9 protein-coding genes are annotated in these 14,779 nt (G+C 43.0%); 7 read left to right on the forward strand and 2 right to left on the reverse strand.

The window, feature by feature from the left end; genetic code table 11:
- Positions 1–91: 91 nt before the first annotated feature.
- Together AC59IL_RS21290 and AC59IL_RS21295 are read left to right on the forward strand one after the other, a co-directional pair.
- Complete coding sequence (locus AC59IL_RS21290; RefSeq protein ID WP_496554215.1) at positions 92–709, forward strand: porin family protein; 618 nt, start codon at positions 92–94, stop codon at positions 707–709.
- Between the two features lie 105 nt (positions 710–814).
- Complete coding sequence (locus AC59IL_RS21295) at positions 815–1,447, forward strand: porin family protein (protein ID WP_496554216.1); 633 nt, start codon at positions 815–817, stop codon at positions 1,445–1,447.
- A 159-nt stretch (positions 1,448–1,606) separates the two neighbouring features.
- Here the strand turns inward: AC59IL_RS21295 and AC59IL_RS21300 are convergent, their stop codons facing one another.
- The gene (locus AC59IL_RS21300; protein ID WP_496554217.1) at positions 1,607–4,720 is read right to left on the reverse strand and encodes a T9SS type A sorting domain-containing protein; all 3,114 of its coding nucleotides are present in this window, start codon (positions 4,718–4,720) and stop codon (positions 1,607–1,609) included.
- 312 nt (positions 4,721–5,032) lie between these two features.
- Here AC59IL_RS21300 and AC59IL_RS21305 point away from each other — a divergent pair, with 312 nt between their 5' ends.
- Both AC59IL_RS21305 and AC59IL_RS21310 read left to right on the forward strand, forming a co-directional pair.
- The gene (locus AC59IL_RS21305) at positions 5,033–6,850 is read left to right on the forward strand and encodes a tetratricopeptide repeat-containing sensor histidine kinase (RefSeq protein ID WP_496554218.1); all 1,818 of its coding nucleotides are present in this window, start codon (positions 5,033–5,035) and stop codon (positions 6,848–6,850) included.
- 28 nt (positions 6,851–6,878) lie between these two features.
- On the forward strand, positions 6,879–7,661 hold the full coding sequence (locus tag AC59IL_RS21310) for a LytR/AlgR family response regulator transcription factor (protein ID WP_496554219.1): 783 nt from the start codon (positions 6,879–6,881) through the stop codon (positions 7,659–7,661).
- Between the two features lie 385 nt (positions 7,662–8,046).
- Here AC59IL_RS21310 and AC59IL_RS21315 read toward each other — a convergent pair whose 3' ends face one another.
- The gene (locus tag AC59IL_RS21315; RefSeq protein WP_496554220.1) at positions 8,047–9,744 is read right to left on the reverse strand and encodes a hypothetical protein; all 1,698 of its coding nucleotides are present in this window, start codon (positions 9,742–9,744) and stop codon (positions 8,047–8,049) included.
- 33 nt (positions 9,745–9,777) lie between these two features.
- On the opposite strand from AC59IL_RS21315, the gene AC59IL_RS21320 reads away from it, so the two are divergent.
- The 3 genes from AC59IL_RS21320 to AC59IL_RS21330 all read left to right on the forward strand — a co-directional run bounded on the left by AC59IL_RS21320 (position 9,778) and on the right by AC59IL_RS21330 (position 14,707).
- Entirely contained in the window at positions 9,778–11,184 is a 1,407-nt protein-coding gene (locus AC59IL_RS21320; RefSeq protein WP_496554221.1) for an amidohydrolase family protein, read from the forward strand.
- Between the two features lie 29 nt (positions 11,185–11,213).
- The gene (locus tag AC59IL_RS21325) at positions 11,214–12,527 is read left to right on the forward strand and encodes a MutS-related protein (RefSeq protein ID WP_496554222.1); all 1,314 of its coding nucleotides are present in this window, start codon (positions 11,214–11,216) and stop codon (positions 12,525–12,527) included.
- 590 nt (positions 12,528–13,117) lie between these two features.
- A complete protein-coding gene (locus tag AC59IL_RS21330) occupies positions 13,118–14,707 on the forward strand; it encodes a M1 family metallopeptidase (protein ID WP_496554223.1) in 1,590 nt (529 codons plus the stop codon).
- Positions 14,708–14,779 lie beyond the last annotated feature (72 nt).

Genomic DNA, 14,779 nt, shown 5'->3' on the forward strand with positions numbered 1-14,779 from the left:
AACAGGCATAGGCACCCATTTAGGGTGACGGAGACATAAAACCGGGGAGCAGGGAAACAGTAATTGAATAACTGTTAAACTACTGCTTTGCATGAAATATTTACATTACCTGCTTTTAATAATCCTGCTTACAGGCAACAACCTTAGTGCACAGGTATATACAGCAATTAAGGCAGGAGGCGGATTTGCGACCCTTAAGCCTAAATATGAAAACAACTTCCCGGGTCGGGTTGTATGGTATGGCGGTTTACTGGTGCACATCGAAACCCAAAATCAATTCTTTTTTCAACCTGAATTATTGTATTCATTACGGGGCTACCGGTTGAATGCCGGTGCTTTTGGCAATACTAACAGCACCAATATCAGCTATGGTTATTTGTCGGTACCCCTGCTCGCAGGCTATAAGCCCGCTAAAAACCTGTCGGTATTGGTAGGGCCCGAACCGGGATACCTGCTATCTGCCAGATCACATCCGGATAATAACAATGTGCTATATGCGCGTAATGTAAATAACCGGTTTAGTGTTGATGCCACGGCAGGCGCCGCTCTATCGCTCACTCCCGAACTGGCAATAGAAGCCCGTGTTGTTATAGGAATGACCGGTTTATACCGCGTTGCCTATGTTGATAATAACGGGAACAATGTAGAAACCACCAATACAGGACGCAACCGTGTTTTACAGGCTGGAATAACGTACAGAATTAATTGATAAGGCACAAAAACCAGGATACACGAAACAAGGCTCAGGGCAAAAGTGATGAGACCCATTGTAACAATGCAATGGATTTGTTTACTATTTAAATAGCCCTGAAACATGAAATTATTTTTTGCTTTTGTTATTTTAAGTTTGTTTATCAGCACCACTTCATTGGCACAATTCCACATTGATTATGGAATAAAAGTGGGAACCGGCATTTCTGACGTTACTTATCAAAGCTCATCCGGGTACGATGTTTTCAAACCTGGCAATGACACCAAACCGGTTACAAGCTATTACGGCGGCTTCATGGCCAACGCCACATTAGGTAAATTCTTTTTTCAGCCCGAACTATTGTATTCATTACGCGGATGTCGTTATACAGGATATACTTCATCAGGAACTGTACGATTCAGCTATCTGTCTGTTCCCCTGATGATCGGCTACAGGCCCATTAAAAAGTTAGCTGTTATGATAGGTCCCGAAGCCGGATACCTGATATCGGCTAAAGCACATTCAAATGGCTACACAAGTAATGTAACAAAGTATGTAGATCACAGATTTAGTGTTGACGCCGATGCAGGAGTCGCCTTTGCCATTACAGATAAGCTAAAGATAGAAGCCCGTTATGTATTTGGCGTAACAGGTTTATTCGATCAAACAGTTACCAGAATGGGTATCGTTAATTATTTTAGCAGAGACGGATATAACCGCGTTGTACAGGCAGGTATAACGTACTCGCTAAAATAAGCAACAGGAAATATTGAGCTTGCGCCATCCTCTCTTAAACTCCAAATAAAAAAGAGCCCCAACGGCTCTTTTTTATTAGTTGAATAGAATTGTTTAAGTACAAGTGTGCGACGCAACATCAGCTACATAGTAATTCTTCAGTCCGGTTCATCATACATCTTACTTCAACTTCTGCACCTTCTGTTTCCATATCACTTCGCTGCCGCTGATCACCTGCAATATGTACATGCCTGTTGCCAGTGAAGCCGGCGGGTTCAGGGAAATATTATTATTACCGGTTGAAAATACTTTATTGGTTTTGTATAACTCGCGGCCGTTTATATCGGTAAGGCGAATGGAAACAGGCATCGTTTTGTTCGAATATACCTGCATACGCATATTGCTTTCGAACGGATTGGGAGTTACCGACAATACCAGCACGCTTTGAGTAGTATTGGTTAAACGGATAACATTGCTGTATTCGGCCTTCAGGTCGTTATCTACTGTTCGTAAACGGTACCAGGCTGTGCCGTTCAATGGCGTATTATCGTTATAAGCGTATTTCACGGCGCCGAAACTGTTACCGGTAGCTTTTACTGTACCAATTTGTGTAAACTGCCGCCCATCGTTACTGCGTTCAACAGCAAAATAATCAACGTTCTCTTCGGTAAGCGTTTCCCATTCCAATTGCGAGCGGTTGTTTGCATAGCGACCGGTAAAATACGACAGGGTAATCGGCAAAGCGCTGTTTACAACAATTGACGCAGCCGCCGTGGTTGAACAACCTGCACCCGATACCGAAATCGCACTCACCAGCACATTATAGGTTCCTGTTGTATTAAAGGTATTGGTAGGTAACGATAAACCGCTGCCGGTTCCCCATTTTGAAACCGCATAATTGGTTGTGGTGCTGCTGGCATCGGTTACCGAATAAACAATGCCCGATTGGGTACTGGTTATACTGAATGTAACAGATTGTCCGGTCTGAATGGTTGACGAAGTAGGCGAAATAACCGGTGTGGTTGGCAGGGCGCAACTAACGGTTACGCTCGAACTGCAATCAGTTTTTTCAGCCGCACCGGTGGCCTGAGTAGTTACAGTTAATACTCCGCCCGGATAAATCGTATTTGAGTAAGTAGCATTTAAGCCGCTTATGGTCCAGGTAGTGGCGCTGGTAACACTCACCGAATCAAGTTTAACACCATCGATATACAACCTCACTTTACCGGTGAAAGAAGATGCCAGCGTACCCGAAACAGATGTGGCAGCAGCAGTATACGATCCGGTTATGGTGGCGCATACTGTTGTAGCGGCTAATGCCGTAGCGGCAGCAGAAGCGGCACTGGCGGCGCAACTGCCGTTTTGTTGCGTGGCCGTATAACTTTTGGTGGCAACCGGGGTATAAGTAAGGCTCCAGGTACCGCCCGACTGCACAGTGGTTGTTCCTATACTTACTCCGTTTTCAAGCACCGTTACCACAGTGCCTGCCGTTTCGCCCGATTTACCCGAAATAGTAGTGGAACCGGTACTCAGGTTACCATTGTTATCGGTAGTAATTACCGGCGGTGTGGTAAAGCAGGTAACAGTTCGGCTTACCGATGCACTGATACAGGTTGTAGAAGTTTGTGCTATAACCGAAACCACATCACCGGTTACCAATCCAAGGCCTGTAAAAGAATAATTGCCCGAACCATCTGCAGTTGCAGTAGCTGTAAGCTTGCCATTATTGTATAAACGAACGGTAGCGCCGGCAACGGTAGTACCCGATACAGTACTTGCCCCATTGTATAAGGTGGTTTGTGTAATGGTGGGAGTAGCCGCCGCACTAAGCGCTATACAGGCATATATACCCGAAGATTCACATTTGCCCGATTCTGTGGCGGTAGCCATATACGATCCGTCGCTCAGTTCCTGAGCGCCACCGCTACAGGCGCTTGCGTTGCCTTGTCCATTGGCATCATCATATCGCCATGTTGTTGAGGTAGGGTATGTCACTTTATAAGTGGTGGTGGCATCATCTGCCAGCAGGGTAATACCCGATGAGGTTACCTGGTAAAGTTTTATACTGGTGTTGGCTGCACGGGTGCCGTCGAAACCCCTGTTCGTTGAGCAGGTAAAGGTTAATCCGCTCGAAGATGATGTATTGGCCGCAGAGCAACTGGTAACCACTACATTCGCCGATTGCAAACATTGCGATTCGCCCGAAGCCTGTGCTTTAGCGTACAATACATCACCGGCAGCAACAGTAATACCCGTAACGCTCCAGGTATTGCCCGAAGTGACGGTGGTTGTTCCTGCCGATACACCATTCTTGTATAATGTAATAGTTGCTGTTGAGGGTTTGGTGCCATCCAACGCCGTCCAGCTACCGGTTACAGTAATCCCGCTGCCGGCAGTTACCGAACTGGCGATCGTAGGTGCAGCCGTACAGGTTGATCCTACCCCGCTGCCGCCGCTGGTTAAACTGGTTAGTGTAACCGTAGGCGTATTATTGATCACCGTTTCCCAGCTTTTCATGGGATCATTGTAAGAAGCATCGTTCACCCCAAAAATATCCGACTTGGGTCCGCCGATAGCCGCCATGGGCGCCATTACCGTAGTGGCCGCCATGCGAAGGGGTGTACTATTTGTAATTCCCAGTATACTGATGGGTACATAAAAATCATAGAAATAATCGGGTGTTCCCGAAACAGTCGACAAAGCAACAGATATCTGCGAATTGGTGTTAATGCTATAGCTGTTGATCAACGTAGGCGAGCTGGTTCCGGCTACATTATAGGCAGCCACTCTGAAATTGGTTTCAAGAGTTATTTCCAGCTCAAATCCGGGATTACCATTTACACCGGTGGTGGCAGCCTGGTAATCGGGATCGGCATAAGGCCCCGTATTACCCATTTTATTATCGGTATCTATCAATACACTATATCCCTTTGAGCCACTAACTATACTGCCCAGCCGTAATCTGAACAACAGGTTGGTGCCATCACTATACACATAAAAACCGCTGCCATCTACCTGGCGCACCAGATCGCTATAGAGGTCGCCGGGTCCGCGTAACAAATCTGATGTAGGCTCCAGAAAAACAGGAGGAACAGTTTTGTATGGTATTTCACTTTGGGTAATATCGCTGGTGGTAAAACCACTGGTTGAAGAAGAAGAAAAACCGTTTCCATCAGGGTTCAAAATCGTTACGCCATTTCCGGCAGCAGGTCGCACAATAGTGCCGGGCGACTGGGCTGATACATATGTAGTAATTAAGACAAATGCAAGCAATAACGGTAGAAGTCGGGTCATAGCGTATTGGGTTAAAACATGAAAAATAAAGGTCATGAGCACATTAATATTCTGATTCATTAGAATATTAATATGTATATACATGAAAACACTTACAATAATACATAATTGCGTTTACATATTTATTTTTTTATTCATTTAAATTATACTCCGGCAGGCATGTCGGCCTATTGGCAAAATCACAAAAGCCGGGGCCTCACTTTCAAATTAAATTTTATATCAATGGTTTATAAATCAATATCCGGCCTCCTTTTCTATTAAATTTGCACCTAAACCCTTTTCTGCCTGATTAGTAAACGAGCATACTTCGCAGTGGTTCCCGTCTTGCTGCTGGTTGGCAGTTATACGTGTGTGCATGCACAGAATCGTATGCTGCAGCAGGATAGCATCAAAATGGTGCTCGCCACGAAAGCAGATGATACGGCAAAAGTGAATTTATTAAACAGGCTGGCAGCCTCTTACATTCAAACCAGTAACGACTCCGTTGGCCATTATGCTCATTTGGCTTTTTCACTGGCCGAACGATTATCTTACCCCAAAGGCCAGGCAGATGCGGAAATATACAAAGGCATATTTTTCAGGGTTAAGGGTGATTACACTACCGCATTAAACAGTTTGCTGCACAGTTTTAAATTATATGAGAACCTGCAGAACAAATCATCCATGGCTCAAAACTACCTTGATATTGCGCAGGTGTATAAAGACATGGTAGGCTCGGGCCTTACACCGGAATATATGAATAAAGGCATAACCTATAGCCGGTATGGATATACCCTTTATGAAAACATTCACGATACAGCAGGCATGGCAAACAGCCTGAACATGCTTGGTATATTAAATAGGGATATTGCTAAATTAAACGGCCGCAAAAAATATTATGATACGGCATTTGCAGCTTATACCAAAGCATTGGCACTTATAGAAACATCTGGAAAAGGAAAAGAAGGCATTGGAAGATTATACAACAACATCAGCCAGGTATATAACGAGTATAAAAAGGATTATAACAAAGCGCTTGAATACCTGTTCAAAGCAGTAGATTTTAATAAAAGCAATAACAGCATTTCGAGTCTTTCATTTAACTATGGTAATATATCGAGCGTTTATACAAAAATGCTGCGCTTCGACGACGCATTGGTGTATGCACGTAAAACGCTTGAAACAGCCCAATTGCTCAATCGCCCCGAAAGGTTGCGCAATGCCTATAATTCAATGTACGAAGCGTTCAGTGTTAATAGGCGCTTTGATTCGGCATTGCACTATTATAAAATGGCCGACCTGTTAAACGACTCTCTGACCAACGTGGCTAAAACCCGCGAGGTAATGGATCTGCAAACAAAATACGAAACCGGTAAAAAAGAATCGGAGATCCAAAAACTGCAAACCGAAAGTCGCGCAAAAAACAAACAGATAATTATATTGATTTCGGCACTTGTGCTGTTTGCAGTACTAACAGCCTGTATGCTGTGGTTGTATCATCGCATCAAAAAGCAGCGGCAGCAGATTGCGCAGCAATCGCAAAAGCTTGAGGTAATGATGAAAGAACTGCATCACCGGGTAAAAAATAACCTGCAGATCGTAAGCAGCTTATTAAGTCTGCAAACCTATAAGGTGCAGGACGAAGAAACCGTACTGGTGTTAAAAGAAAGCCAGCAACGGGTACAGGCCATGAGCTTTATTCATCAGCGCCTGTATAAAACCGAAGCGCTTACAGCAGTTAATATGAAACAATACCTTACCGATTTGGCCGAATCGCTGGTATCGTCGTATGGGTACGACAGAGATGGTTTCGACCTGCATATTACAGTAGAAAAAGAAATGCTGGATATCGACAGGGCCCTGCCCATTGGACTTATCATTAATGAAATTGTGACCAACGCTTTAAAATACGCGTTTGTCGATATATCGCGGCCTTCGTTACAAATTGCGCTAAAAGACGAAGCCACCAAAATGGTTTGTTTTATAAAAGATAATGGCATCGGCATTAATGAACAGCAGTGGAAACAAAAGAAAAACTCGTTCGGCAAACAATTAATAACAGCGTTGTGTAAACAACTACGTGCACAGCAAACCCTTGAGGTAAACGAAGGCACGCAGTTCACGATTACCATACCAAAACAGGCGGCTTAGTTGCAGTGAATGCTTTAATCAATAAGTTATGGGGGCAGAAAAAATAAATATTTTAATAGTCGAAGATGAATCGATCGTAGCGCTTGACCTGGCAAATGGCCTTGAAAAAGACGGATACAATATTGCAGGCATTGCCGACAATGCTGAAGAAGCCCGGCAACTATTCAGTGAACAGGAAGTTGATATTATTTTGATGGATGTACACATCATTGGCGAAAAAGACGGTATTGATGCCGCCATAGAAATACTAAAACAAAAAGCGGTGCCTATTATTTACCTCACTGCTTTTACCGATCAAACTACGATCGATCGCATAAAACAAACCCACCCTGCCGCCTTTTTATCAAAGCCTTATAATCTTACCAATGTTCGTATTGCCATTGATCTGGCAGTAAGCAATTTTGCGGTTGCCGGCGAACAGCAAACGGGTAAAATAATACCGCTCGATAAAAATGCACGCACAGCTGCATCGCCCGAAAAAGAAATGATTCTCAGGCTGAACGATTATATTTTTGTAAAGAACAATTATTCATTTGTAAAATTGAAGCTTAACGATCTGCTGTATATTGAAGCAGATAATAATTATACATCGCTTATTACGGCCGAAAAAAAATTCTTACTGCGCCTGTCGATGAGCCAGCTTTTGGAAAAGATCGATTGCAAACAACTGGTTCGCATTCACCGGTCATATGCCGTAAATATCAATGCCATTCAAAGTTTCAGCGACCAGGAAGTACAGATCAATCAGCAGCAGTTACCCATCGGCAGAAATTATAAAGATGAGTTTATGCGGAATTTCAATTTTCGCTGAGAAGGAATGCCTCGCCACTTATCACTTCCTACTCGCCCCTCACCCTGCCCCATTCACATACAAAACAGGGTCGTTTACATACAAGCTCCGCATACGGCACAATTTCCATGGTAGCTTAGCAGCAGATTATTAGCCCTTGCATCATTTAATCCCATAATATTATTTTGTACGGAGAGGTTCTGATTATTTAACAGGTAATCAAATGGTGGTTCCAAAAGGTTAATCCCCTTAAGCCCGGTCGGTGGGTATATCACCAATGTTAAAAGCAGGTAGCCATAAGCCTCCTGCTTTTTTATTAGTCCTATCCCTAAAGGGGTGTAATATACCAGGGCGCCCTTTTATTTTTGTGTTGCGTTAAGCGTTCTGCATTAAGCGTTAAGCTTTATTAATAATCATACTCTCTCCTAAACATATTCATTCGTATACCGGCCGTAAACACAGAAGTATTTCTGTCGGCAATAGTTGGCACGCCCGATTTCCAGTTCCTGATCAGGGTACTGGCTTCGAGAAACACATTTTCTTTCACTTCGTACGATACCAGCAACTGGGCATTTACCCCTGTAGCACGCGGACCGCTGGGTAATTTGTAGCCATAATCACCGGCAGGGCGCGTATTATTTATCTGAAAAATATTCGATCCAAAATTACTGCCGGCAGTATCTGTACCCTGCTTCCAAACGATCAAACGGGCCGAGGTAGTCCATTTGGGGTGTGGCTGGTAACGGATAATACCAATGGCCTCTACCAGATTTGCACCCAGCGGATGCGCCAGCGGCTGATTATAATGTGAGTAATTGCCCAAACTGTCATAGTGCGAATACGTAAACGGACGCACGAGATTGATTTCACCCTGCAGATCGAGGTTCTTTATGCTAAATGCATTGATGTATTTACCGCCCATTTGTAATCCAAACTTATTAGCCCACCATCCTTTGCCGGCGCGCACTTCTTTCAGATAAAATTCGTCGAGCAATACCTGGCCATAAAACTGCAATCGTTTTGCCACATTCGCTTTTATATCAAAGCCAACAAATGCATTATCGGCACTGCCGTTCTGTTGCTCAGACAGTCGCAAAAATATAACAGGGTTCAGATAGGTAAAATCAAAATGGTTCCTTCGGCCAAAAACAATAGCTTCAAACACGCCTACGTTCAGCCACCGGGTCACGTCCATGCTTAAATGATGCATGGCCATATATTTTTTATCGAGCAGCTTGTTGCCGGCATTGATATCTACAGTTTGAGGCGTTAATTCGGTAAACAGGTTCATATAATTGAACTTCCATATGCGGGTATTGATCTTCAAAAACAAATAGCTATTGCCGTAATCGCTCAAAAACAGGCTGCGGTAGCCATTGCCGATAAAATTTTTATCGTACCCAAACTGAAAATCGAGGTATTTGGCGGCTGTAAAATTAATTGAGCCACGCGCATCCAAATAATCTGTAGCGGTTGTTTTAAAAGGCTTGTAAAAACCCTCGCCCGGCACGGCATCATATTGTATTATACGGTCCTGCACAAATAGCGGCGCCCTTTCCTGGTTATCGGTTACATAAAACGAAAAACCGATTTTGTTAGCAATTAATCCGCGAAGTGTAAGCCCTTTTGAATTTAAAAATATGCGTTGATCGCTGTTATTGCTTTCGATAGATTGTTGCTGCTGGATAACCGGGTTCACTGCCAGAAAAAAATCTTTTTCATTTACTTCCAGAAAATTGGCTTTCCGTTTATAAAATACATTCCACAAACTTTTTTTGCTGGCAAAATCGCTGGTATCGCCCTTTACCCACTCAGAATTATTCATTAATAAGCTGCGAAGATTATACTGGTCAACAGGCGTTAATAAATTACCCGATGCTTTTTGAACCGAATCGGCATATTCTGCTGCCCGTACGGCAATTTTGCGGCTAAGCGGTTTAACGGTACCCAGGTTCAGATCGTCGTTGGTTTGCAGTAAAATTTCGAGCCTGTTTAAAAAAGCCTGGTGTTTGTTACCCTGTGGTAAATAAGTACTTTGGGAAAACAGCAAAAAAGGAAAAAATAAAAACGATAAGGGTACAACAGTTTTTATAATATATTGCATGGCCAGTAGTTAATTATATTATTTTTTCAAGATATGCAAAATTACCTGATTAAAAATATAATGGTCGTGAATGAAGGAGAATCGGCCATCAGAGATGTTCTCATTAAAAACGGCCGCATCGAAAAGATAGATCGTACCATTCAGCCCGACATATTAGTTACAGAAATAAACGGCGAGGGTTTGCATTTATTACCCGGCGCCATCGACGACCAGGTTCATTTTCGCGAACCCGGCCTCACCCATAAAGCTACTATTTATACCGAAGCAAAAGCTGCGGTTGCAGGGGGCGTTACCTCTTTTATGGAAATGCCCAATACCATGCCCCCTGTATTCACACAGGAGCTGCTTGAGCAAAAATATGCTGTTGCAGCCGAAACCTCGCTGGCGAACTATTCGTTTTACATGGGCACGTCGAACGATAATGCCGGTGAGGCCCTTAAAACCAATAAGCGTAAAAACGAGATCTGTGGTATTAAAATTTTTATGGGTTCATCAACCGGCGGCTTACTGGTAGATAACTATCTCACACTCGATAAAATTTTTCAGGAAAGCGAAGTGCTGATCGCCACCCATTGTGAAGATGAAAAGATCATTAAAGCAAACTATGAAAGATTAAAAAAAGAAAAAGGTGTGTTGGAGCCGGCCGATCATCCGTTGGTGCGTGATGAGTTCGGCTGTTTTGAAAGTTCACTCGCCGCCATTCAGTTTGCTCAGAAACATAACAGCAGGCTGCACATATTGCATATCAGCACCGAAAAAGAACTGGCGCTGTTTTCGAATATGAAGCCGCTCGATCAAAAAAACATCACGGCCGAGGTATGTGTGCATCACCTTCATTTTACGAGTAACGATTACAGCCAACTCGGTAATCTTATAAAATGTAATCCCGCCATTAAAGCGCCACACAACCGTGAAGCATTATGGCAGGCATTGCTCGACGACAGGTTAGATGTTATTGCAACCGACCATGCACCGCATACATTGGAGGAAAAAGGTATTATCAGAAATGCTGATGGCTCCTTTGCGCTGGCTCCGGGGCAATCAGGAGGGGGACTTGGCACCGGTGACCTGGAAAAAGCCCATTCGGGATTACCCCTGGTGCAGCACTCGCTGTTACTGATGCTGCATTATGTAAAAGAAGGCCGCATTTCGCTTGAAAAAGTGGTTGAAAAAATGAGCCATACCGTAGCTACCTGTTACCAGATTGCCGAAAGAGGCTTTATTCGCGAAGGCTATTGGGCCGATCTGGTGATCGTTGATATGAATGAAACTACTACTATTTCAAAAGAAAATATACTATACAAATGTGGCTGGAGCCCGCTGGAACAGTTTACCTGCCCGGCCGCCGTTACCCATACCTTTATAAATGGTAATCTTGTTTATGGAAAAGGGCAGTGGAATGAATCTCAGAAGGGAGCACGATTGTTATTTAATCGGTAACTTACGAAAACAATATTGGAGTAAGATCCATGGAATTAGATAATACCACGTACAACGACCTGTCGATTTTTCAGCATGAGGAAGAATTTTCAATTTTTCACAGGCTTTGCTTTACCCGAACATCACAGGGGCGTGAATGGCTGTTGAAATTCTTCAGCAATCCTTTTAACGATATCCGGCCTATTCAGGATACGCAGCAAATTCTGCGTTTGATACTGGCGGGCATGGACCAATGGCCTAACGAAATCACCAATGGCACCCTGATGGTGATTGAAAAATTTTACGACAATAATGTAGATGCTATACCTAACGCCAATATTGTACACGCCTTAACCTATAAGCTGTTCAACGGCGCCGATTTTTCGCTGGTACGATATTCCATTTCACATTTTTCTGATTTTTTAAAGGGAATGCATCAGCTTATCTATTTGCTCGATAAAGATGATGCACCTTTAATGATCCGCACTTATTTACGCCGCGCCGCCGATTTAATGAATAAACCGGTGTTGAATGCGCTGAAGGATCACGAACGGGGTAAACAATTTACCCTTACCGAAACCCTTCATTATGGTGGTTATATACGCGATGAGTTCAGATTATCGGCCCATGATCTTATTGCCATTTACGGACGCATAGATGCCTGGTATTCGATGGCCGTGGCTATTAAAAAATTGGGATTATGCTTTCCTGAATTCATCAACCAGGTACAACCGTTGATCGACGCCAAACAACTGTATCATATATTATTGCCCACGCCTACACCTTATGATGTGCAGTTAAGCCAGGAAACCAATTTTCTGTTTTTAACGGGCGCCAATATGGCCGGCAAAAGCACCTTCATCAAAGCTGTTGGCAGCACCGTGTTTTTGGCTCACCTCGGAATGGGCGTGCCTGCCCAGACGATGCGGCTCACATTGTTCGATGGCCTGTTAAGTAATATCAATGTAGTTGACAATATAATTAAAGGTGAAAGTTATTTCTTCAACGAAGTACAGCGCATAAAAAATACCATTTTAAAAATTAACGACGGCCGCAAATGGCTGGTGCTTATTGATGAACTGTTTAAAGGCACCAATGTACAGGATGCCATGAAGTGCTCGTCGGTGGTTATAAAAGGACTTATCAGGATAAAAAGCTCTTTATTTATTTTATCAACCCACCTGTATGAAATTGGTGAAGAGTTAAAACAATATCCTAATATTTCTTTCCGCTATTTTGAAACCACGGCCAAAGAAGATCAGCTTGAGTTCAGTTACCAGTTGCGCGAAGGCATCAGCAACGACCGGCTGGGTTACCTGATATTGAAGCGTGAGAAAGTGGTGGATATGCTGGAGAAGTTGTGATGTTTATAATTAAGCATTAACTGTATGCACCATTATAAATTATTGATAACTTTAATTTTATCCTTAGCGCTGGCCTCCTGTTTCAATTCGAATGAAAATATAAAAAAGGATAGTTCCTGGACTTCCCAACTCCGCCCTGTAACAAATGACGAAGGCGATATTATTATTAATCTGGAAAGCATCGGCTGCTTTGGCGGGTACAATGAAAAGATGATTATTAATAAGGGAAATAAGCGCTACTCGGTATCATTTTTTACAAACCGGGGTAGCATACAAATACTTTTCAAAAAAGAACTCGACTCAAAATTTGCCAGGCACATCGATGCATTTTACAAAAGTTGCGAACAGTTTTTAAACAGTAAAGATTCATGTCTTAGTACCACAACCACTTTTATTAGCGTACGAAAAGGCAAAACTGTTCTTCATCTACCAAATTTAGAATGCAGCAACTGGCAGGGGTATTATCAGCTGATTAATTCATTGAATATATCTTACCCCTATCCTAACAAAGATTAACAAGTCTCTTTAAGCAAATTTTTTAAACAATTCCACATCATTTACTTTAATTTCATTGCAGCAAACTACGTTTAATGAAAAAGATATTGCTGCTGATTAGCACTATTGTTATTTCTTCCGCTATTATTGCCCAAAAGCCAGGCGCTGTTATAGATATTCAGCATTATGAATTTGCCATAACGCTTAACGACACTACCGATCACATTCAGGGAAAAGCAGCCATTGATCTTACGTTTATTAAAGACGCTAAAACTATCACGCTCGACCTCATTTCGAAGAACAATAAAAAGGGCATGACGGTAATACAGGTTACCGAAAAAGGAAAGCCCCTCCCCTACGCACACACCAATGACCTGCTCGCCATTACCTTTCCACAAACGGTTAAAGCAGGTGAACAAAAGAGCGTAGTTATTACTTATGAAGGCATTCCCGCCGACGGACTGATCATTGAAAAAAACAAATATGGCCATCGCGGATTTTTTGCCGACAACTGGCCCAACCGGGCCCGCAACTGGATACCCTGTATTGATCACCCTTCCGATAAAGCATCGCTCGATTTTATTGTAACTGCCCCATCGCATTATCGGGTTATTTCAAATGGTATTAAAACCGAAGACACTGCAATAAATAATAATTATCGCCGCACGCATTATAAAGAAACCACTCCCCTGTCGACCAAAATTATGGTAATAGGAGTAGCCGATTTTGCGGTGCAAAAGGCAGGCGAAGTAAACAGCATTCCGGTATACAGCTGGGTGTATCCCGAAGAAAAAGACAAAGGCTTTTACGACTATGCCCTGGCAGTGGATATTCTTCCCTGGTTTATAAAAAATGTAGGACCCTACGCGTATAAAAAATTAGCCAACGTTGAATCAACCACCCGGTTTGGCGGTATGGAAAATGCCGGCGCTATTTTTTATTCTGATGAATCATCAATAAGCGGCACACGCAAGAGCGAATCGTTGCTGGCCCACGAAATAGCACACCAGTGGTTTGGCGATATGGCTACCGAAGCCGACTGGAGCCACTTGTGGTTAAGTGAGGGATTTGCCACCTACATGACTATTTTGTACTTCGAAAATAAATACGGCGCAGATACAGCCCGCTATATGCTCAGGCAAAACAGGAACATTGTTATAGATTTCGCCCGGAAAAAATTACATCCTGTGGTAGATTCATCGGTTACCGATTATATGGAATTACTGAATGCCAATTCTTATCAAAAAGGCGGCTGGGTATTGCATATGTTACGCCGCCGGCTGGGTGATTCAACTTTTTGGAAAGGCATTCAAGCCTATTACAACCGCTATGCCGGTAAAAATGCCGTTACCGATGATTTGCGTAAAGTAATGGAAGAAGTTTCGCACCAGGACCTGGCGCCATTCTTTTACCAATGGCTGTTCAGGGCCGGACATCCAAAGCTCGATATACAATGGAAATACGATGGCGTTAAGAAAGAAGTGATCATTACTGTTATACAGCAACAGGCCGAACTTTTTCAATTCCCCCTCGATATAGCCATCGGATCTTCTATTTCAAAATCCCTTTTCATTAAAGACAAACAAACCACTTTCACGATTCCGGCTACGGAAAAACCCGTTTCTGTGACCGTCGATGCTGCAGTGAACCTGCTATTCGAAGGAAAGGTTAATGAAATTAATTAGCGCTGACTGGTAACATTTAGCAAAGTCCTGAATTAAATTTTTATTAGCAGAATAAATTTTTTTTGGGGTAAT

The organism is Niastella sp. sgz303648, from assembly GCF_059587045.1.